This is a genomic window from Kitasatospora phosalacinea, from assembly GCF_030268885.1.
Classification (GTDB): Bacteria; Actinomycetota; Actinomycetes; order Streptomycetales; family Streptomycetaceae; genus Kitasatospora; species Kitasatospora phosalacinea_C.
Window position 1 is genome coordinate 21,807 of record NZ_BSSA01000046.1, and the last position, 19,822, is coordinate 41,628.

18 protein-coding genes and 3 pseudogenes are annotated in these 19,822 nt (G+C 71.7%); 15 read left to right on the forward strand and 6 right to left on the reverse strand.

Annotated elements, in window-relative coordinates:
- Nucleotides 1-151: 151 nt before the first annotated feature.
- Both mycP and QSK52_RS37025 read left to right on the forward strand, forming a co-directional pair.
- On the forward strand, nucleotides 152-1,378 hold the full coding sequence (gene mycP, locus QSK52_RS37020; RefSeq protein ID WP_285740676.1) for a type VII secretion-associated serine protease mycosin: 1,227 nt from the start codon (nucleotides 152-154) through the stop codon (nucleotides 1,376-1,378).
- Nucleotides 1,375-1,917 carry a hypothetical protein gene (locus QSK52_RS37025; protein WP_285740694.1) on the forward strand — a complete coding sequence of 181 codons (543 nt, stop codon included), beginning with the start codon at nucleotides 1,375-1,377 and terminating at the stop codon, nucleotides 1,915-1,917. Before mycP ends, QSK52_RS37025 begins: the two co-directional genes overlap by 4 nt.
- Before the next feature lie 310 nt (nucleotides 1,918-2,227).
- On the opposite strand, the pseudogene QSK52_RS39610 reads toward QSK52_RS37025, so the two are convergent.
- Nucleotides 2,228-2,317, reverse strand: a pseudogene (locus tag QSK52_RS39610) (transposase); the annotation flags it as partial.
- 74 nt (nucleotides 2,318-2,391) lie between these two features.
- On the opposite strand from QSK52_RS39610, the gene QSK52_RS37035 reads away from it, so the two are divergent.
- The 7 genes from QSK52_RS37035 to QSK52_RS37065 all read left to right on the forward strand — a co-directional run bounded on the left by QSK52_RS37035 (nucleotide 2,392) and on the right by QSK52_RS37065 (nucleotide 9,540).
- Entirely contained in the window at nucleotides 2,392-3,495 is a 1,104-nt protein-coding gene (locus tag QSK52_RS37035; protein WP_435053468.1) for a transposase, read from the forward strand.
- A gap of 27 nt (nucleotides 3,496-3,522) precedes the next feature.
- Nucleotides 3,523-3,771 carry a transposase gene (locus tag QSK52_RS37040; RefSeq protein WP_285740678.1) on the forward strand — a complete coding sequence of 83 codons (249 nt, stop codon included), beginning with the start codon at nucleotides 3,523-3,525 and terminating at the stop codon, nucleotides 3,769-3,771.
- A gap of 66 nt (nucleotides 3,772-3,837) precedes the next feature.
- A complete protein-coding gene (locus QSK52_RS37045; protein WP_285740679.1) occupies nucleotides 3,838-4,362 on the forward strand; it encodes a hypothetical protein in 525 nt (174 codons plus the stop codon).
- Between the two features lie 1,134 nt (nucleotides 4,363-5,496).
- A complete protein-coding gene (locus QSK52_RS37050; RefSeq protein ID WP_285740680.1) occupies nucleotides 5,497-6,945 on the forward strand; it encodes an NF041680 family putative transposase in 1,449 nt (482 codons plus the stop codon).
- 86 nt (nucleotides 6,946-7,031) lie between these two features.
- Nucleotides 7,032-7,340 (forward strand): hypothetical protein, encoded by a 309-nt coding sequence (locus QSK52_RS37055; RefSeq protein WP_285740681.1) that lies wholly within the window; start codon nucleotides 7,032-7,034, stop codon nucleotides 7,338-7,340.
- Nucleotides 7,337-8,971 (forward strand): alpha/beta hydrolase, encoded by a 1,635-nt coding sequence (locus QSK52_RS37060; RefSeq protein ID WP_285740682.1) that lies wholly within the window; start codon nucleotides 7,337-7,339, stop codon nucleotides 8,969-8,971. The genes QSK52_RS37055 and QSK52_RS37060 overlap by 4 nt, the downstream gene beginning before the upstream one ends.
- A 110-nt stretch (nucleotides 8,972-9,081) precedes the next feature.
- The gene (locus QSK52_RS37065) at nucleotides 9,082-9,540 is read left to right on the forward strand and encodes a hypothetical protein (RefSeq protein ID WP_285740683.1); all 459 of its coding nucleotides are present in this window, start codon (nucleotides 9,082-9,084) and stop codon (nucleotides 9,538-9,540) included.
- 129 nt (nucleotides 9,541-9,669) lie between these two features.
- Here QSK52_RS37065 and QSK52_RS37070 read toward each other — a convergent pair whose 3' ends face one another.
- The gene (locus QSK52_RS37070; protein ID WP_285740684.1) at nucleotides 9,670-9,909 is read right to left on the reverse strand and encodes a hypothetical protein; all 240 of its coding nucleotides are present in this window, start codon (nucleotides 9,907-9,909) and stop codon (nucleotides 9,670-9,672) included.
- Between the two features lie 319 nt (nucleotides 9,910-10,228).
- Between QSK52_RS37070 and QSK52_RS37075 the strand changes: the two genes are divergently transcribed.
- From QSK52_RS37075 to QSK52_RS37085, 3 genes and pseudogenes are all read left to right on the forward strand, one after another.
- Nucleotides 10,229-10,624, forward strand: a complete 396-nt coding sequence (locus QSK52_RS37075) for a hypothetical protein (RefSeq protein ID WP_285740685.1) — start codon at nucleotides 10,229-10,231, stop codon at nucleotides 10,622-10,624.
- 94 nt (nucleotides 10,625-10,718) lie between these two features.
- A pseudogene (locus tag QSK52_RS37080) lies at nucleotides 10,719-11,054 on the forward strand (helix-turn-helix domain-containing protein); the annotation flags it as partial.
- 354 nt (nucleotides 11,055-11,408) lie between these two features.
- Nucleotides 11,409-11,582, forward strand: a complete 174-nt coding sequence (locus tag QSK52_RS37085; protein ID WP_285740686.1) for a hypothetical protein — start codon at nucleotides 11,409-11,411, stop codon at nucleotides 11,580-11,582.
- Between the two features lie 80 nt (nucleotides 11,583-11,662).
- On the opposite strand, the pseudogene QSK52_RS37090 reads toward QSK52_RS37085, so the two are convergent.
- Nucleotides 11,663-11,923, reverse strand: a pseudogene (locus QSK52_RS37090) (transposase); the annotation flags it as partial.
- A 265-nt stretch (nucleotides 11,924-12,188) separates the two neighbouring features.
- On the opposite strand from QSK52_RS37090, the gene QSK52_RS37095 reads away from it, so the two are divergent.
- On the forward strand, nucleotides 12,189-13,391 hold the full coding sequence (locus QSK52_RS37095; protein ID WP_285740687.1) for an IS110 family transposase: 1,203 nt from the start codon (nucleotides 12,189-12,191) through the stop codon (nucleotides 13,389-13,391).
- On the opposite strand, the gene QSK52_RS37100 is transcribed toward QSK52_RS37095, so the two are convergent.
- On the reverse strand, nucleotides 13,361-13,762 hold the full coding sequence (locus QSK52_RS37100; RefSeq protein WP_435053471.1) for an IS5 family transposase: 402 nt from the start codon (nucleotides 13,760-13,762) through the stop codon (nucleotides 13,361-13,363). The genes QSK52_RS37095 and QSK52_RS37100 overlap by 31 nt on opposite strands.
- A 362-nt stretch (nucleotides 13,763-14,124) precedes the next feature.
- On the opposite strand from QSK52_RS37100, the gene QSK52_RS37105 reads away from it, so the two are divergent.
- Nucleotides 14,125-14,310 (forward strand): hypothetical protein, encoded by a 186-nt coding sequence (locus tag QSK52_RS37105; RefSeq protein WP_285740688.1) that lies wholly within the window; start codon nucleotides 14,125-14,127, stop codon nucleotides 14,308-14,310.
- A 306-nt stretch (nucleotides 14,311-14,616) separates the two neighbouring features.
- Here QSK52_RS37105 and QSK52_RS37110 read toward each other — a convergent pair whose 3' ends face one another.
- A complete protein-coding gene (locus QSK52_RS37110) occupies nucleotides 14,617-15,504 on the reverse strand; it encodes a LysR family transcriptional regulator (RefSeq protein ID WP_285740689.1) in 888 nt (295 codons plus the stop codon).
- 95 nt (nucleotides 15,505-15,599) lie between these two features.
- Here QSK52_RS37110 and QSK52_RS37115 point away from each other — a divergent pair, with 95 nt between their 5' ends.
- Nucleotides 15,600-15,953 (forward strand): DoxX family protein, encoded by a 354-nt coding sequence (locus QSK52_RS37115; protein ID WP_285740690.1) that lies wholly within the window; start codon nucleotides 15,600-15,602, stop codon nucleotides 15,951-15,953.
- 1,394 nt (nucleotides 15,954-17,347) lie between these two features.
- Here QSK52_RS37115 and QSK52_RS37120 read toward each other — a convergent pair.
- Complete coding sequence (locus QSK52_RS37120) at nucleotides 17,348-19,582, reverse strand: hypothetical protein (RefSeq protein WP_285740691.1); 2,235 nt, start codon at nucleotides 19,580-19,582, stop codon at nucleotides 17,348-17,350.
- Between the last annotated feature and the right edge of the window lie 240 nt (nucleotides 19,583-19,822).

Genomic DNA, 19,822 nt, shown 5'->3' on the forward strand with positions numbered 1-19,822 from the left:
GAAGATCCCGCCGGCGCCACTTACCCCAGGGCCGGGGGCCTGAGTACGATCCAGCGGGCCGGTATTCCGGGCCTTCCGACGGCCCGTCGGACCGACGTCCCCTTCACTTCCATATCAGAACTGGTCATTTCGCATGCGAATACCACGCGCCGTGCCGCACCGCGTCCTGTCGCGCGCGGGCGGAGCTGCCGCGCTCGCGGTCCTGCTCGCCGTGACCGCCGCGCCGACGGCCGCGGGCGCACCGGTCCGCCCGCACGAATGGCCCCTGGACCAGGCGCACTTCCGCGCGGAGCAGGTCTGGTCGTTCAGCCGGGGCGACGGTGTCACGGTCGCGGTCGTGGACAGCGGCGTCGACGCCGGCCACCCCGACCTGGCCGGCCGGCTCCTGACCGGCACCGACGAGGTCGGCGACCCGACGGATGGCGGACAGCTCGACGCCTCCGCCGACTCCCACGGCACCGCCGTCGCCGGGATCATCGCCGGCACCGGTGCGGCCGAGAACGGCCAGGGGATGACCGGACTCGCCCCGGGCGCCCGCATCCTGCCGGTCCGGGTGGCCGCGGACGCCGCGGCCGAACCGGCCGCCCTGGCACGGGGAATCGTCTGGGCGGCCGACCACGGCGCCTCGGTTGTCAACGTCTCGCTGGGCACGCAGCTCCCCAACCCGGTCCTCCGGAAAGCCGTCGAATACGCCCAGGGCAAGGACATCGTCATCGTCGCAGCCGCCGGAAACGACGGGGACGGCGGAAACCCGGAAATCTACCCGGCGTCCTTTCCCGGCGTGGTGAGCGTGTCCGGATCGGACGAGGGGGGCGCGTTCTGGCGGAAAAGCGAGTCTGGCCCCCATGTCGCCGTCGCCGCACCGGCCACCGGCATCTACTCGACGAACAACCGCGGACAGTACCTGGTGGCCGACGGCACGAGTTACGCCGCCGCCTACGTCTCCGCGACCGTCGCCCTGGTCCGCGCCGAACATCCGAACTACACCGCCGGACAGGCCATCCGACGGCTGATCGACAGCACCCGCGACCACCGCGATCGCCCCGACGCACGCACGGGCTACGGACTGCTGGACCCGCTCGCGGCTGTCGACTCGGTCATCGCAGCGCCCGCGACGGACAACCCGCTGCTCCACCGCCCGGCACCGGAGGCCGCTGCGGCAGGCGGCCCTTCGACGGCCGTCACGGTCGGCTCCGCCACGACCAGCACAGCGCTCGCTGCCGCCGCACTCGTGTGGTGGCGGCGCCGGGCCGGTTGGACCCGCGCGGCACCCGGCCGGCCCGAGCCAGCCGCAACCACCGCGGCGGCCCGCCCCGGACGGCCCGCACCAGCTGCACGAGCTGTACGAGCTGCACGACCGAAGTCGAGGGCTCGATGATCCCCCGTCAAGGACCGCCCCGCAGCGGGCGGTTGCTCGCCGTGGCGGCGACCGTCCTGGTCCTGATCGGTGCGGCACTTGCCGGGTGGGCCTGGTGGCGGCCCGATCCCGAACCCCGTCCCCAGGTGGTCGCGAACAACGTGTCGGAGCGGCCCCGGGTCTGTCTGGCCGCCGACTCCGCCACCGCCGCCCGGGGCGACACCGTGTCCGCGGTCTGGACCGCGCTCCAACGGTCGGCCGCGGCCCGGAGCAGCAACCTGCAGCAGTTCGTCGAGCCCGCCGCCGACCCGGCGCGCGCACAGGCCCTCCTCGCCGGACTGCTGAACCGGCACTGCGCGCTGGTGGTGACCGTCGGACCGGCCTTCGCCACCGCTATCGCCCCGGTCGGCGGCAGCAGCCCGGCCACCACCTTCGTCGCGGTCGACTCCGGACTCACCACCCCGCCCCCGCACACCACTCTGCTCGACCCCGCAGACCTGCCGGTCGGGCTCGAGGCGGCACTCTCCACCGTCACCGCCACCGGAGGGCCGGGCCGCTGACGGTCCGTGGGCCAGCAGCAGCGCGCTGTCGGAGGTGCCGACGCTGGCGGCCGAGGGAGCACCGCGTTGAAGCTCCCGCCGCGACGGCCTGTGGGCGCCCACCCCGCCACGCGGCGGCGTCGCGGCCGGGGAGTGCGCTGGGCCGTCCGTCCCGGGCGCGGCACCATCGTCTCCGGCGACCTGTGCGAGGACCTGGCTGGCCGTCGGACAGCCCCGCCAGCCGCTCGCGTTGCCCGCTGCAAAAGCGGCACCCGAAAGCTGTAGACCGATGTCAGAATCGAGACCTTCATGGGTCGCGGAGCGTGTCGTGGATACGCTCGGTGGTGCCGTCGTGCTCCCACTCCTTGAAGTAGCCGTACACGGTGGTGTGCGGTGGGAAGTCGTGCAGCAGGTACCGCCAGGCGCTCGACGGCGGCCTCGTCGTGGGCCCGCAGCGCCAGGAGCACCTTCGCGAGGCCGTCGTAGGCTTTGGAGGTGAGCAGGTCCTCCCCGCTCTCCCCGGCCGCGAGCAGCACCGGCACTACGATCGTGGCCACCTTCCCGCTGTCGGGGGTGGTGCGCAGTGCCCGCCCGACGGCCTGGACCAGGTCCACCATGGAGCCGCGCACGTCCGCGAAGAACACGCTGTCACACGCGAACGTGTCCACCCCCTCGGAGAGGGTCTTCACAGCCGACCGCACCCGGCTCCTCGGACTGCTGGAAGCACCCGAAGTGCCGAAACGGGCGCCGCGGGTGCTGGGCGTCGATGAGTTCGCCTTCCGCCGGGGCCGCACCTGGGGCACCCTGCTGGGCGACGTCGAGAGCGGCCGCGTCGTCGACGTCCTGCCCGACCGGACCTCGGAGACCTTCGCCGCCCGGCTGCGCGAGCACCCCGGTGCGGAGATCGTCTGCCGCGACCGCGCCGGCGCCTACGGCCGGGCGGTCAAGGAAGCCGCACCCGGCGCGATCAAGGCCGCCGACCGCTGGCACCTACTGCAGAACCTGCCCCCCGCGGTCGAGAAAACCTGCCACCAGCACCGCGCCCGCCCGCGCAGACACGCCGACCGGGCGATGCCGCCCGAGCCGCCGGCGATCGACCTGCCGATCCTCCAGGAGCCCCGCACTCCGATCGTCGAGCGCACCCACGACCGCCACGCGGACGTCCACCGGCTGCTGGAGCAGAAGTGGGCGATCAGTGCGATCGCCCGCCACCTGCGGCTCGACCGCAAGACCGTCCGCCGCTCCAAGACCACCCCGCTGGACGAACTCCTCACCTCCGCCCGGGAGTTCGACGCCAGCAGGCAGGGGCTGCTCGACCCGTTCAAGCCCTACGTGAACAGCAGGTTCGCCGCCGGGTGCACCAGCGCCCAGCAGCTCTTCCGCGAGGTCACCGAACGCGGCTACCGCGGCAGCGTCCTGGCCGTGCGCCGCCACGTCGCCTCCCTGCGTGAGGGCACCGCTGAACCCGTCCGCGCGGAGGTCCCCAGCCCGCGCCGGATCACCTCCTGGGTCATGCGGCCGACCGGCACCCTGGCCGAACGCGAGCAGGACAGGCTGCTGGACGTCAGGATCGCCTGCCCGGACATCGCCCGCGCCTAGGACCTGGCCCGATGCTTCCACGACCTCATGACCAACCGCCTCGGCGCCCTCCTGCCGGACTGGATCGGCCAGGCCGAGCAGGACGCTCAGGCGCCGATGCGGTCGTTCGCCGGGTTCCTCCGCCAGGACCTCGCCGCCGTCACCGCCGACCTCACCCTCGAATGGAGCTCCGGCAAGGTCGAAGACAATGTGAACCGGGTCAAAACGCTCAAGAGAGCCATGTACGGGCGGGCCTCTTTCCGACTCCTCCGCATCCGGGTCCTCATCCGGCCGTAACCGCGGTGGTTCCATCCAGGAACCGATCGGATGCCGTTGTCACCGGCCTCCTCTACGGTGTCCGTCGTGACCGATCCTGCCGCGTGGACCGACGACGAGATCATCGCGAGAATCCGTGAGTTCGCCGGACAGAACGAACTCCCTCCGCCGGCGCCGTCCGCAGCCGCGGACGAGTTCGAGGCCGTATCGGGAGGGCCGATGCCGCCGCTGCTGCGCAGGGTCTACTGCGAGGTCGCCGACGGTGGATTCGGCGTCGACGGGAACGTGGTGTCCCTCACCGACAACGGCAGGTGGTACAGCGACGAGGAATCCCTCCTCGACGTCTACCGACACTGGTCGCAGCCGCCCGAGGAGTGGGACATCTACCCCTACCACGTCGTACCGCTGGTGACCCTGGGCTGCGCGATCTGGTGGCACATCGATCTCCGAAGCCCCCACGGACAGATGTGGGGCTGGGACCCGAACACACTGTGCAGGCACCACCAGTTGTTCCCGGAGAGGTTCACCCTGGCGGCGTGGCTCACCGACTGGCTGCGGGGAAACCGCACCTTTCCCGCCCTACCCGACGTCTCGGACTGCCCTGACTGCTGACAAGTCCAGGCCCTTTCACGAAACTCCGGCCAGAGCCAAATTCAAAGAGCGCCATCAGCGCGGGGAGCAGCAGCCATAGCAGATCCCTCCCACAGTCGGTGGGGTCATCCCCGCGGGCGCGGGGAGCAGTCTTGTTGACCTGCGGTGTTACGAGCGGGTGGCTCGGGAATCCGCCATCTTCAAGGATTCGGATATTTGCGGCATAACGTCACTTTCCTTTCCTGCTGGGGGTTGGAGGCTTTCAGGGTGTGGGCGGGGTCAGACTTCGTGGCTACCTGGTTCCGCGTCTGGCGGTCGGGGGGTGCCACGTCGGTGGTCGGTTGTTGTTCGGTTGTGCTGTGGAGGTGTCAAGGAGCGTGGTGGTGCGGGCGCATGCTTCCACGGCCCTCTGACACAGCAGCAGGCCTTCCTGCCTGGGCGCGAGGGGCCCGAGAGGGGTGAGGGGTGACCAGCATGGTGCTCACGGGGCCGTCCCCGCGGGTGCGGGGAGGAGAACGACAAGCCCCTCGTCCGAATCCACGTCGCGGGAGCATCCCCGCGGGTGCGGGGATGGTCCCGGACGCCGAAGCGACCGAAGCGACCGGTGCGGCCACCCATGCCGCGTCCGCGGGCCAGCCCAGGTCGAGGCGGTGGTCGCGGGCCAGGGCGAGGCCTTGGCGCATACACGCGACCAGCAGGCGCCGCCCGGCGTCCGCGGTGTTGGTCCACTGCTCGCCGAGCGCGTCGAAGGTGCGGGTGTCCGTGGCGGCCCAGTCCTGTTCAGAGCAGCGGTCGCGGGGTGGTCCGTCGGCCCGGCGCAGGGTGGTGGAGCGCACCACGTCGCGCAGGTGGTAGGACTACGGGGCCAGCAGGCCCTCGCGGGGGTAGGGCGGCCGAGCGCCCCGGGCGCACGAGCGGGGCGGACCGGGCTGATCCGCTCACCTCCTTGCCGTCGGCTCGGCGTTCGCAGTCTGCCATGGGGCCGGTGCGCGGTTGTGGGGCCGTTGGTGGTGCAGGTCGGCGATCTGAGCTTGGCGTTTATCCACGCACGTCACTCGACCTGCTGATCTGCGGTTCTTCCCGGGACAGCAGAGGCGGCCGTTCTCCACGCTTCGAGGTGTCGAGTCAGGAAGCACGAGAGAACGGCCGCTGTGTATGAGTCTGCCTGCCGATGTGCCCGCTGGTGACGCATTGGGTGTCCTGTCCCGCTTTCGGGTCGAGTTCTACGAGTGCCTTTACGCCCGCGCGGATGTGCTCTTCGAACTCACGGACGCGGTGCTGTGTGCGGAGGGGCCGGTCAGGACGCTGGTCGAGCTGTCGTTGGCGGCCGAGCACCGGCGCGGGCACGGTGCGCTGTACCAGGGGCTGGACCGGGGCTGGGCCGAGCCCGCCCGACTGCGCGAGGTCCTGGCCGGCCTGCCGCTGCCGCGGGCGGCCGACGGGCGGATCGTGCTGGCCGTGGACGTGAGCAACTGGCTCCGCCCCGACGCCCCGACAAGCGACGAGCGGCTGTTCTGCCATGTCTACGGGCGCGGGGACCGCAGCCGGGACCAGTTCGTTCCGGGCTGGCCGTACTCCTTCGTCGCCGCGCTGGAATCCGGCCGCGCTTCCTGGGTCGCGCTGCTGGATGCCGTGCGGCTCGGGCCGGCCGACGACGCTACCGCCGTCACCGCCGTCCAACTGCGCGGTGTCGTCGAGCGGTTGCTCCGGGCCGGGCACTGGGTGCCGGGCGACCCGGAGATCCTGATCGTGATGGACTCCGGCTACGACGTCACCTACCTCTCCCACGCCCTGGCCGACCTGCCGGTGGTTCTGCTCGGTCGTCTGCGCTCGGACCGGGTCATGCTCCGCGACCCCGGCCCCGACCGCCGCGGGCCGAAGGGCGGGCGACCCCGCCGACACGGCGGAGTCCTCACCTTCGCCAAACCCGACACCTGGCACACCCCCGACACCGCCACGGCCACCGACACCACCCGCTACGGCACCGCCGAGGCGACGGCCTGGGACCGGATGCACCCCCGGCTCACCCACCGCGGCCCCTGGCTGGACCACGCCGAGGAGGAACTACCCGTCCTGCACGGCACGTTGATTCGGCTCAAGGTCGAGCGTCTGCCGGGCGACCGGGACCCGAAACCGGTCTGGCTGTGGTGCTCGGCCACCGCGGCCACCGGCACGGACGTGGACCTGTGGTGGCAGTCCTTCCTCCGCCGATTCGACCTGGAGCACACCTTCCGGCTGATGAAGCAGACCCTCGGCTGGACCGCCCCGAAGATCCGCCACGCCGACACCGCCGATCTGTGGACCTGGCTGATCATCGCCGCCCACACCCAGATCCGCCTCGCCCGACCCCTGGCCGAAGACGTACGTCGGCCCTGGGAGCGACCGGCGACCGAACCCCGCCGTCTCACCCCCGCCCGCGTCCGCCGGGGGTTTCGCAACATCCGCGCGACAGCGGCCCGTCCGGCAGCCGCACCGAAACCGTCCCGGCCAGGCCCGGGACGGCCTCCCGGCTCGAAGAACAAGCACCGGGCCCCACGCCACAACGTCGGCAAGACGGCCAAACGAGCCGACTCGATCAAGGAACATCAAAGCCGACGAGGATAAACGCCAAGCTGAGTACTCGTACGGATACCACGTGTCGCTGCGTGACCGTATGATCGCCGCTTGTGTCACCGACCGAGGGGGGATCAGTGAGCGAACAGATCAGCGTGGACCCGGCCGAGTTGAGGGCTTCGGCGGCAGCCGCGCGCAGCATCGGTGAGGAACTGCAGCAGCCGAGCGCGGCGGCGATCGCTTCCAGTCGTTCGACGGGCAGCGAGTTGGCCGGGTGGTCGATCGGAGGGGAGTTGCAGAGTCTCGCGCAGGGGTGGGACCCGGTGTTCGGGAAGCTGACGGAGCGTCTGGTCACCACTGCCTGCGCGCTGGAGGCCAGCGCGCAGGGGCACGAGTGGAACGACGGCCAGATCGCCGAGATGTGGCAGCGGCAGGGGCAGCGGTGAGCGGGGACTTCGTGCTGCTGCGGCGTTTCGATCCCGCCGGGCTGCGTGAGAGCGCCGGGAGGTGGCGTCGGCTGTCGGTGGCGTCGGAGGAGTTCAACGGTCAGCACCGGCACCGGGTCAGCGGGCCGCTGCGGGGGCACTGGCAGGGCAAGGATGCGGACAGCGCGTTCTTCACGATGGAGTCCACCGAGCAGAAGCTGGAAGTCGTGCGGGTGGAGGCCGAGTCGGTGGCGCTGGTGCTGGACACCGTCGCGGAGCGGATGGACCAGGCCAGGACGAACCTGTCCAATGCCCTCCAGCGGGCTGACGAGTGGCACCTGCCGGTGGCCGACGACGGCACGGTCGGCCTGCCGCCGCAGGCTGAACCGGACCGCCACGACCCGGACGCCCGCGAGGAGCGGCAGAACCAGGTCCAGCTGCGCGACCAGGTCCAGGACCGCATCAACGCCGCGCTCACCGCCGCCCGCGAGGCCAGCGACCAGGGCGCCCGCGCACTCGGACGGCTCAGCGCCGACGTCCTCACCCAGATCCGGGTGGACGGTGCCGCGAGCGAGTCCGCGAAGGACGTCCAGGACGTCGCGAAGGACCTGGGCCTCGCCGCCCCGTACATCCCGGAGAACAAGGACCCCCGGCAGAGCGCCGAGTGGTGGAAGTCCCTGACGCCCGAACAGCAGCAGAGCTACATCACCTTGCATCCCGAGGAGATCGGCCGCCTGGACGGCCTGCCCGCCACGGTGCGGGACCAGGCCAACCGCCTCGTCGTGGAGCAGCAGCTCGACACCCTGAAGGCCGGAAACGCCAAGGGGTCGGGCATCACCTACGAGGAGTGGAACCAGCGCCAGACCAATCTCCACGCCCTCAAGGAGGCGCTCGAGAAGGGGGACGCGGCGGACGGGCAGCATCAGCTGTTCCTGCTCCAGGTGGACGCGAGCGGCGACGGCAAGGCGGTGGTGTCCACCGGCAACCCGGACACCGCCGACCACACCGCGGTCCTGGTCCCCGGTACCGGCACGACGATGACCTCCACGTCGGGCCAGATCGACCGCATCGGCAGACTGCAGGACTCGGCGGAAAGGGCGGACCCGGGATCGAAAGTCGCGGTGATCTCCTGGCTCGGCTACGACGCACCCGAGTTCAGCGGCAGTGTCATGACCCCCGGCCGCACCGAGGACGGAGCCGAGGACATGCGCCGCTTCACCGACGGCCTGCGCGTCGCCGAAGGGGACCACCGCAGCAATCTCACCGTCATCGGCCACAGCTACGGCACCACCGCGGTCGGGGCCGCCGCAGCCGGCGGCCAGGGCCTGCAGGCCGACGACATCGTCGCCATCGCCAGCCCCGGCATGGACACCGACAGTGCCGGGAACCTCCACATCAATCCCGACCACTTCTGGGCCGGCACCGCAGCCGACGACAACATCAGCCTCGTCACCGGGGCGACCCTCGGCCCCGACCCCACCCTCGGTGCTTTCGGCGGGCAGACCCTCGCCATCGACACCCATGGACACAGTGGCTACTGGGACCCCGACAGCGAAAGCCTGAACAACCAGGGACGGATCATCGCCGGACGGCGGCCGAACACCGTCGACAACCACCGGGACGAGCCTCCCGCCATTGTGCCCGGCCTCTGAGGCCGGCTGCCGCAGAGAGACCGAATTCCATGCCTCGACCAAAATTCCGCACGCGCCGTCATCTGAACGCCGCCACAGTCCTGTTCCTGTCACTACTCCTGGGAGGCTGCGTGAACAGCCCAGATCCGAACGAGCCGTTGCCCGTCATGGCCAAGAGCGAGGCCCAGACATGGGCACAGCGCATGACCGAGCACCTGGCCGAGGTCGGCGGTGTCACTGTGGCGCCGGAGTCCATCAAGCCCTACTTCAGCAACTGCGAGGGAAAGAACGGCGAGGTCGTCGAGGACGGCCGCTACACCCTCGCCTACCATGCCGCCAGTACGGTCCCCGTGGATCAGCACCCCGAAGCCGTCCGCAAGATCCGGGCCGCCCTGGAGAAGGAGGGCTTCCGCATCACCGGTTACCGCGAGACGGTGGACGGCCAGCCCGACGTGCTCTTGTACGCCAAACACGATGAAGGCCGCTACTTCATCGACGTCGGCACCACCGGCGGTGTCCACTGGCTCTCCATCAGTGTCAGCACCCGCTGCCTCATGCCGCCCTCCGCATCCTCCACAGCGCAGAAGTAGCAACGCAGACGGGCTGCACCATAGCCGCACATCCGCCGCCACCACCGATGACGGCCTGGCCCTCGCGCTCGTCGACACGAGGGCCAGGCCGCCAGCCTACGTGCACCGAAACCGTCCACCGCCTCCGCTCTACAGGTCGACCCCGGCAGTCCGGGCAGCGGCGTTCAGCTGCTCCAGCACCGCGGCCGCGGCCTGGCAGGTGACCGGGCCCTCCTCGAGCAGCAGCCCGCCGAGCTCGGCGGTGGCCGCGGCTGCCGGCACCGGGACCTCGACGGTGCACAGCTGCAGCAGCCGGGCGGCGGCCCGGCCGCCGGCGGTGCTGAGGACCGGATGGTCCGGGCTGCCGCTGCTGCCCGGATTGGGGATCAAGGCGGTCGGACCTGCGCCGAGGACCAGCGGTCGGGCAGTGGAAGAGGAGCTCACCTCCCGATCAACCCCGGCCGGGGCACCGAGGGCACGGCCGGAGGGGTAACCCGGGGCAGGCCGGTCGTTGGGCAGCAGTGAGGACCGACCGCCGCGTCCGGATCGAGCGAGCGTTCGCCCCGTCGGCTTCCGGGGCAGCAAACCGAGGAGTCCGGCTTCGCCACCCAGCAGAAGGCCAGGACCAGGCTCGCCGAGGTCCACCACGCGCGCAAGAACTCCCCGCAGAGCCAGCACAAGGCGGAGCCGCATCCAGAAGTACGGCGGGATGCAGTTCTCGGCCTACGCCGCCGAGTGGCTCAAGGGCCAGCGTCACCAGGGTCCGCCCTCGCTGCGGATGCTCGAGTCCACTCTGAAACACCACCTCCTCCCGACGTTCGGCAGTCGCCGCGCGGGGACCTCCGACCACAAGGTCGTGGAGGCCTTCGTCGGGACGATGGAACGCGACGGGGCCTGCCTCGCCGCCCAGACCCGCGCGTTCGTCCGCCTGAAGATGATCCTGCTGGACGCGCACCGGCTCGGCCCCTCCGAGAACAACCCGGTGGACGGCGTCCAGCCCCCGCAGTACGACCCCAAGCACGCGGTGATCCCCCCTCGCCCAGCTCCAGGGGATCCGCACCGCCGGAGACGACGAGCCTTTTCAGGGCGGCCACCGAACGGGTGATGGCCGAGCGGTGGGAATGAGGGCAGAACGAACGAGGCCTCCGGGCGGTTGAGCGAGATGTCTCACATCTCAAGCAACCAGCCAGGAACCCTCGTTGGTCACCTATCCTGCCGCACTGGACCTGCCGCACGCTCTCGTCGAGTGGGTCACCACGCTCATCGTCACCCGCGAAGGTGACCGCCGCTGCAAACTCCGACCCTCGCAACGCGCCCTGGTCGCGCTGGTCTACCTCCGCAAGCACGACACCCTCGCCCAGATCGCCGCCGGCTTCCGGATCAGCGTCGGCACCGCCCACGCCTACGTCCACCAGGTCACCGACCTACTGGGCCGGAAGGCGCCCGGCCTGACCCGGGCACTGCGCGAGTCCGACCCCGAGTACGTCCTGGTCGACGGCACCCTCGCCCGGCCCAGGATCTTCGACGCGCTCGCGGGCCTGGTCCACCTCCGCCTCGTCGCCCTCGGACAGGCCAGGGCGGACATCACGTGGGCGGGACGGCCCGGGCTCGCGCTTCCCGAGGTATGGGAGGAAGGCATGGACGACTCCCTCGACGCCGCCACCGCCGACACGCTCAACACCGCACCCCTGCGAGTCCTGCTCGCCTCGCACACTCCTGCGGCTTCCGCATGACGGTGCCGGTGACTCCAGCGGATGCGAGGCCCTCTCCCTAACGACTTCCGTCCGCAGGCCGACGCTAGAGGGTGGGGAATCGCGCGAGCAGGTCCGAGGAACACCCAAGCGCGGGGTGGGAAATCCGGGGAGCCCCATCACCTCGACCAGCCCCGGGTGAGCGACCACGCCCACGAAGCCCTGGAGTACATCCACCGAGGCCGGGACGTCCGCCGCCGAACCGCCGGGCACGGCTCGGCCGTACCCGGCCCGGACCGGGGCCCAGCCGTACCGCGTCCGGGCGGGCAGCTGCGCGACCTGGTCGACCAGCGCCTCGACCAGCAGCGGTAGGCCCGGCCCGCACCCGCCATTCCGGCCCCGGTGCCGCGGCGGCCGGTCATGGCGGGTGCCCCGGCACCCGCTCACCTGCGGATGGTGTGCCGGATGCCACGTCCGCGCAGGTAGGTGCGGATCCTGCGGGAGCTGCAACCCTTGTCGGCGATGACGTGATCGGGTCGGGTTCGTGGCCGGCCCGGCCCGATCCTGGGCACGCGGATGTCGGCCATCACGGCCTCGAAGCGGGTGCAGTCGTTGCGGTTGCCGCCGGTCAGGACGAAGCCGAGCGGGCGACCGCGCCCGTCGCAGGCCAGGTGGAGTTTGGTGCTCAGTCCGCCACGGGATCGGCCGAGGGCGTGATCACCCGCTTCGTCCCGGTCGAAGGCCCCGTTACCGTTTTCGCGGCCCCGCAACGGGGTTCCCGGCCTCCCGGCCCGGCATGACTTTCGCCCCTTGTCGGCCATGATCGAAAAAGTGGTGTCACCGGGCTCGGAGGCGTTGGCAGACCGCTGATTAGGGGCTTGAGCGCCGATCCCGCACTCGGGTGAGGCAGGCTCTTCGTAACGTGGATGCCAGCACGCTGATGCCGCAGGGCCGGGGAACGGGATCTGGGGAGGGGCATTGACCAGCACCGACGGCATCGACGTCTATCTCGGACTCGATGTCGGCAAGGGCGAGCACCACGCGACGGCACTCACGCCGAACGGCAAGAAGGTCTTCGACAGGGCACTGCCCAACAACGAGCCCAGGCTCCGTGAACTGTTCACGAAACTGCAGGCCAAGCACGGGACCGTGCTGGTGGTGGTCGACCAGCCGGCCACCGTCGGCGCCCTGCCGCTGGCCGTCGCCCGCGACACCGGCTGCCGCATCGCCTACCTGCCCGGCCTGACCATGCGCCGGATCGCCGACCTCTACCCCGGCGAGGCGAAGACCGACGCCCGCGACGCCCACGTCATCGCGGACGCCGCCCGCACCATGCAGCACACCCTGCGCGACCTGGTCCCGAGCGATGAGACCGTCGCCGAACTCGAGATGATCGCCGGCTTCGACGACGACCTCGCCGGCGAGTCCACGAGAATCAAGAACCGGCTGCGGGGCCTGCTGACCCAGATCCACCCCTCGCTCGAGCGCGTCCTGGGCCCGCGGCTCGACCATCCGGCCGTCCTGGCTCTTCTCGAACGCCACGGCTCACCAGCCCAGTTGAGGAAGGCCGGCCGCCGGAGACTGATCGCACTGCTACGGCCCAAGGCCCCGCGGATGACCGAGCGCCTCGTCGAGGACATCTTCACCGCCCTCGACGAGCAGACCGTCACCGTCCCCGGGACCGAGGCCGCAGCCTTGATCGTTCCCAGCCTCGCTTCCTCGCTCGCGGCGGTCCTCGACCAGCGAAAGCTCCTCGCCGTGAGAATCGAGGAACTACTGGAGGCGCACCCTCTTTCCCCGGTCCTGACCTCCATGCCCGGCATCGGGGTCAGGACCGCCGCCCGAATCCTCGTCGACGTCGGCGACGCCCGCACCTTCCCAAGCGCCGCCCACCTCGCCGCCTACGCCGGACTGGCGCCCGTCACCCGCGCCTCCGGCTCCTCCATCCGCGGCGAACACCCCTCCCGCCGAGGCAACAAACAGCTCAAACGGGCCTTCTACCTGGCCACGTTCGCCTCACTGTCCCAACCCGAGTCACGCGCCTACTACGACAGGAAACGACGCGAGGGCAAACACCACGTCGCCGCCCTCGTCGCCCTCGCCCGCCGACGCATCGACGTCCTCTTCGCCATGCTCAGAGACGGCACCCTCTACCAACCCCCAACCACCGTCACCGGTTGACGAAGACCATAGGGGCACTTTTTGCCGCCCGCGGCGTGCTGGTGCGCCCGCACGATCGTGGAGTCGACCGACACCAGCCAGTCGATGTCTCCGGCCGCGTCCTTCTCGGCCTGGATCTGCCGCAGCATGCGCGAGAACGTACCGTCCAACGCCCACCTGCGAAAACGCGTGTACAGGGTCTGCCACGAGCCGTACCGCTCCGGCACGTCACGCCAGGCCGAACCCGTCCGCAGCTTCCACACGATCCCGTTCAGCACCACCCGGTCATCACTGCGCGGCCGACCCGCGGTCCCCGAACTCGGCAGGAACCGCGAGAGGACGGTCCACTCGGCATCGGACAGCTCATGACGACGTATCAGGCCCCAGATGATCTCACCGCTTGATCATCTTTGAAGACGGACCCTAGACGGAGCAGCCTCTTCGGCCGGGCGGCCCGGGACGCGGTGAAGGGGCGGCACCCAGTAGGTGCCGCCCCTTCACCGGGGTACGTCGACCCGGATCCCCTTCCCGAGGGTTGGACGTGCACCCAAGGCCGACGTACCCGCTCGTTCGACGAGCGCGGAGCCGTTCGGGAAGACCGCTCCGCTGCCTGGTGAACGAGTCGCCCGTCGGGAGGGGTTACGGGTTCGGCACGGCGCCCGCGCCGGGGCCAGCTGCCGTGGTGGGGTGGGCGGGTGAACTGGGAGATGCATCTCAGCGTCGGAGCCACCGTGCTTGCCGTTGTGGTGGCGGTGTGGGCTCTGATCTCGCCAGGTGCTCGCTGATCCAAGAGCGCCGGGCGGACTTCGAGTTGACCCACCTCGCGGAGATCGCCGAGGCGCTGCACGACCACTTCGGCCGGAACCCGTCCGCCCGGATCGCCGCGCGGGTACAGATCATGCCCTCCGAGGTCGAACTCCCGCTCCTGCGCCTATGGTGAGGAGCGGAGACCTCTACGCCCCGGCCATGGAAGAGCGCTTCCCGAGGAACGCGGAGGGCGAGTTCGAGTACGAGGGCGACGGCGCCGGGGACTGGGGTGGACCCGGCTCCGGCCTTCCTGCCCGCGGCCGCGCAGCACAGCCCGCCAGCCAGGACAGCAGCTGCGGTAGTCCCTGTACAGCCGCAGAGCTGATGCAACGTCCGGCAGCTCAGGACGCTGGGGGATCCGCCTTCCGGGTAGGCCGTCGGGTGCACGCGCATGGACAGGCCGCCGGTGGTGTAGGCCTCCCCGCGCCCCCGACGTTCCTCAGTCACTCTCCCGGCAGCACCGTACGAAGTCCCGCACCAGCGGGTTGCCGTCGTCCTCGGGGGCCCAGGCGACCCCGATCCGGCTGGGGCTGACACCACTGACGGGCCGGTAGACGATGCCGGGGCGGGCGTAGAAGCGGGTGGTGGACTCCGGGGCCAGCGCGACGCCGTAGCCGTTGGCGATCGCGCTGAGCCAGTCGTCGGGCTGGTCGGTGACGGCACCGATCCGCACCGGATGCCCCTCGCGTTCGTCGACGGCGAGCCAGTGGTCCCTCCACAATCCGGTCTCGGCCGGAGCGGCGACGAAGGGCTCGTCCCACAGCTCCCGGAAGGCGATCTCCTCGCGGCCGGCCAGCCGGTGCGCCGAGGGCAGCGCGACCCAGCGGGGCTCGCTGGACAGCTCGGCCACCCGCAGCCGTTCCTGCCCAGGGAAGGGAAGCCGCAGCAGCGCGGCGTCGACGTCCCCGCTGCCTAGACCGGCCGTCGGGTCGGACCACGAGGCCTGGCGCATGTCGACCCGCCAACCCGGGTGGAGGCGGGTGAACTCGTTGACGATACGCGGAGTGGCCTCGTTGGCGGCGCTGGCCAGGAAGCCGACCCGCAGCACCCGCTCGGCCCGGCTTGCCGCGCCCCTGGTCTCGCGCAGCACCGCGTCCCAGTCGGCCAGCATTCCGGGCGCCCGGGCCGAGAGGGCCCGACCCGCCGCGGTCAGCGTCATGCCGGCCCGGGACCGCTCGAACAACCGCACGCCCAGCCGGTTCTCCAACTGCCGGACCTGCTTGGTCAGCGCGGGCTGGGAAACGAACAGCCGCTCTGCCGCCCGGGTCAGGCTCCCCTCATGCGCCACGGCGGCGAAGACGCGCAGCAGCCGGGTGTCCACATCCATCCCATCAGGTTATAGAAGCAGGTATTGGACGCATACCAGGGCGCTGGCGAGGCTGGACGGCGAGGAAACACCCCGCCCCGCAAGAAGGATCCACCGTGTCCATCGCCTACGTGATCGTCGCCGTCGTCACCATCGCGGCCAACGCCGGAATCGCCGCCGCGGACTTCGCCAAGGCCGAGTTCGTCCTGGCCAACTCCGCCGAGGTCAAGCTGCCGCCGTACTGGGTTCCGTGGCTCGCCACCGCCAAGGCGGCCGGCGCCACCGGGCTGCTGATCGGCCTGATCGCCTTCCCGCCGCTCGCCATCGCGGCCGCGACCGGACTGGTGCTGTTCTACCTCGGCGCCGTTGGCGCGCACATCCGCACGCGGGTCCTCTACAACATCTACTTCCCCGGCTTCTACCTCGCCCTGGCCACGGCCTCGCTCCTCCTGGCCCTCGCGACCCGCTGAAGAAGCGCCCGCCACGCCGGGACGCGTCGCCCGGTGGCCCGAGCACCCCTCACGCCGGCGCGGCGTACACACCGAGCCCCTCGTCGAGGGCTCCGACCATGCCGCCCGCGGTGCGGGCGGCCAGGGCAGCGCCCGCAGGCAGCGCGGCCGGGCCAGCACAGTCAACAGGTTCTGCGGATCCCCGCCACGGACGATGGAGAACGCCTCCTCGAAGTCGATGCCCGGACGCAGCTGGCTGCGGGCCATCCGCGCCGCCTTCGGCAGCAGAGCACGGACAGTGACGAGCCAGGCGACCTCGCCCTCGTAGCCGCCACGCGGCACGCGGTCGAGGAGCGCGCTGAGAAGTGCGTCATGGCCCGGCCAGTCGCCCGCCTGGTAGAGCTCGGTCAGCAGCGCCAGTACCTCGCCGGTGCTGGTGCAGTCGGCGAAGAGCTCGCTCTCGGCCGCCCAGCCGCCGACGACCGCCTCGGCCCGGGGGTCCTGGCACGTCTGCAGCCAGGCGCGGTGCATCCGCATGTCGGTGGAGTCGTGGGGGCCGGACTCAGTGCCGGCGGAGGTCGGGTGGTGTGCCATGTCCGGGTCCGTCCCTTCGCGTCGATCGGGGTGATGACGCCAAGGTGCCGAGGCCCCCCTTGCCAGCCGTCTGGACAGCTGCGCCGCCGGGCCTTCGTCCAGGGGATTCGTGTGCGCGATCCACCCGCGCGGCCGCGCCCGCGCGCCGCGCGCTCACGCTCTTGTCCATCGCCGCGCGCCGCGCCTGGGGGCCGACAGCGCGCGCCGCGCGGCGATGGACACCCGCAACAGCGCACGCCGCGCCCGGCTCGAAAAGGGACGCGGCGCTCGCGCGGGCGCCGCGCGCGAACCCCTCTGCGGAACCCCGCTGCGCGGAGCGCGGGCACCGGGCGAACAGCTCCCGGAGTCCAGCAGGAGCAACTGATGCCGGGCCCGGGGGCGGAGGCGGACCACAGAAGGAGGGCGGCGGATCATCGGCCCCAGCCGACTGCTGGAGGGCCGCCGCACCCGGGGTAGCGCCGCGGCTGTCCCGCCCGCGGGCGAGACAGCCGCTAGGTGTTTCCCCTGGACAATCACGCTTGACGCTGTTGGCGAATCCACCGGCGTGGACCGTGCGCGCCGACGTCTGTCCAGGGGAAACGCGGCTCTGTCCAGGGAGTTTGCTCGGTCGCCAGCGTGGCCGCAGACGTTGTCCATCGGCTCCGCGTCGGACGGTCGCGCGTTTGTCCAGGGGAAATACGGCGGCCAGCAGGGGTTGTCCATAGGCCCGGCACCGGTCGCCGGGCATGTCCATACCCGGCCGCGGCCAACGCTCTCGGCCCACGCCAGCCCTGCGGCTGGAGCCGGACCGAAGACGGCGCGCCCGCTCTGGCGCGCCGCCCTTACCGGCCACTGGACGCGGTCGCGGGGCCCTCCAGCCCTTCCCGCGCGGCGCGACCCTCCCCGCCCGACGGCGCGCTGGCGACGGCAGCGGCCATGCGCGCGACGCGCGCGGCGCGGGCCTCACGGTGCTCGCGCGCGTGGTCGCAGGAAGAGCACAGCCCCGAGTTGGGACGGCGCGCGGTACTGCGGCGTGCGCACCGCGCGTCGGCACACCTCCACGCCTCCGGGCCCTCCGCGCGCGACGCGTCCCGATCTGCGCGGTCCCGACCGCCGAAGCCGGACACCCACTCCGCGGCCGTGTTCTGCGCAGCCAAGCGCGCAGCAAGCTCCTGCAGCAGCGGGCCGGCACCCCTCCGCTCAGCCTCGGCGGCCGCCGCCCGGGCAGCTTCCAGAACAGCTCGGCGGGCGGCCGCGCCCGCGCCCGGCCGGTGCGCCTGGTCGGCCCCCGCGGCTTCGGCCGCCCAGTCGCCCGCCCGCTCCAGCACCTGCCGGTGCTCGCACCGGCCGCACTGCCCGCCTTCACCCAGCCGGCTTCCCGGGCGTCCGCAGACCGGGCAGATCCGAGTCCCGCGGTCCAAGACGGACATCACGTGCGCCACGCACTGGTCGCACACCGCGCTGCGGGCCGACGGCGCCCCCGCGGTTCCGCGGACCCCACAGCGGCCACACAGCGTCACCGACGGTAGCTGCGACAGCAGCCAGGCCAGAGGATCGCGGATCACGCCGCGGTCCTCCAACGGCCCGCTCACGCTCATCGGACCGACCCGCGCGGCAAGCTGCGCTGCCAGGGACTCCGGCGCCACGGTGCGCAGCACGACCTCGGCGGCCCGCACCGCGACCGCGCGCTGGCCCGGCGTCATCGCGTCCAGGACGAACGCCACTGGCGCCAGCGCCGTCCGCACCCGGCTGCGCGCGCACTCCTGCCGCCAGCCGCCCGGCCGCTGCTCCTGGCCGGTATCGGGTGAGATGGGAGGGGTTTGTCCCTCCGCGCGCAGCGCGCCTGCCCCAGCCGGTTTCCCAGAGGCTGGCCGCGCGAGCGCGGCCCCGGTCCTCGTGCGCCCGCGCGCACCACCGGCGACGGCGGCCGGCCCCGATGCGGCTTCGCCGGAGACCACCCCAGCACCTTCACCCTCTACACCTGCAGCAACCACCGGGGTGTGAGTGGTGTGCAGGTCTGCCGCACCGTCCGGCTCTGCTGCTTCCAGGGCGCGCGCTTCGGGGCCCGCTGCCACCTGGGACTTGTCCGCGGTGGCGGGGTGCTGGTCCCTGGCTGCCGCAAGCGCAGGGTCTGAAATCGCGGGACGGCACGCTCCCGTGCCGCTTGCCGCGCGGTGCGCCGAAGCCACCGCCGGGATCCGGATCTCCCCGCGCGCGGCCAGCCCGGACGCGGTGGGCTTGCGGACCAGCTCCAGCACACCCGCGCGCTGAAGGCGCGCCAGGACCCGCGCGCCCGCATGGATGCCGCTGCCGACCAAGCGCGCGACCGTCGCCGCGGGACGGCCCACCCGCGTGTCCACCGCCCCACCGCACAGCCGGACCCGGCCATCGGCGCGCGCCTCCAGCACCAGCAGCACCAGCGCCAGCCGGTCGGTCGCCGCTCCGCGGCCCACCCGCGAGGCGAGCAGCCCCGGCGGGGTCCGCGTACCGTCCTGGTGTTTCCAGCCCGGGCCGAACAGCCTCTCCACCAGGCGCAGCAGCGTGGCCAGCTCCGCCCGGGGCAGGGCCAGGGGATCCGTCCCTGCGGCGGCCGCTGCGCGCAGCCCCGGCACCGTACAGTCCAGCCCGGTCACCGCGCCGGAGGCCGCCCGCCGTTCCACGGTGTACAGCGCACCGGCGCGACGCAGCTCGGCCAGCGCCTTGTCCACGGTGGAGTTGCCCACCCCCATCCACCGCGCCAACTCGGGCACCCGAAGGCGCGCGACGCAGCCGGCGTCGTGGCGGGCCTTGGCCGCCACGACGACCCGCAGCAACTGCGCCGCGTCCGAGAGTCCGGCGCCCGCTTCGACCAGGGCGCGCACGGCTGCCGACAGCCGACGGCGCATCGTGCGGCCCAGCTGCAGGGGGTCGGCCGAGACGTGGCTCTGAGGAAGGCCGCCGGGCAGAACAGCGAGTCCGGTTCGCCCCAGGGCGCGCGAAGGCGCGGAGCGGGATGAGGGCGCGTTCGTGCTCGCGCCCCGCTCGGACCCCCGACGAGCCGGGTCGAAGCGGGTGGATGTACGTGCGGCGTCGATCACGTACAGCCATAGATGGTCAGACGAAGGCCGGTGTGACCGCAGGGCCGAAAGTTTTCCACAGGCCAGTAGCCAGTGGGGATGGAAGGGGGGGTGATCTCGCCCCCACGAAGAAGGGGCCTTCGCCCTGATGGGTGGACACGCTGATACTGGATCTGCTTGATCCGGAGGAAGCGAGAACACCGCCGATGGCGATGAAGGACTACTCGGACGAGTTCAAGGCCGATGCCGTGGCCCTGTACG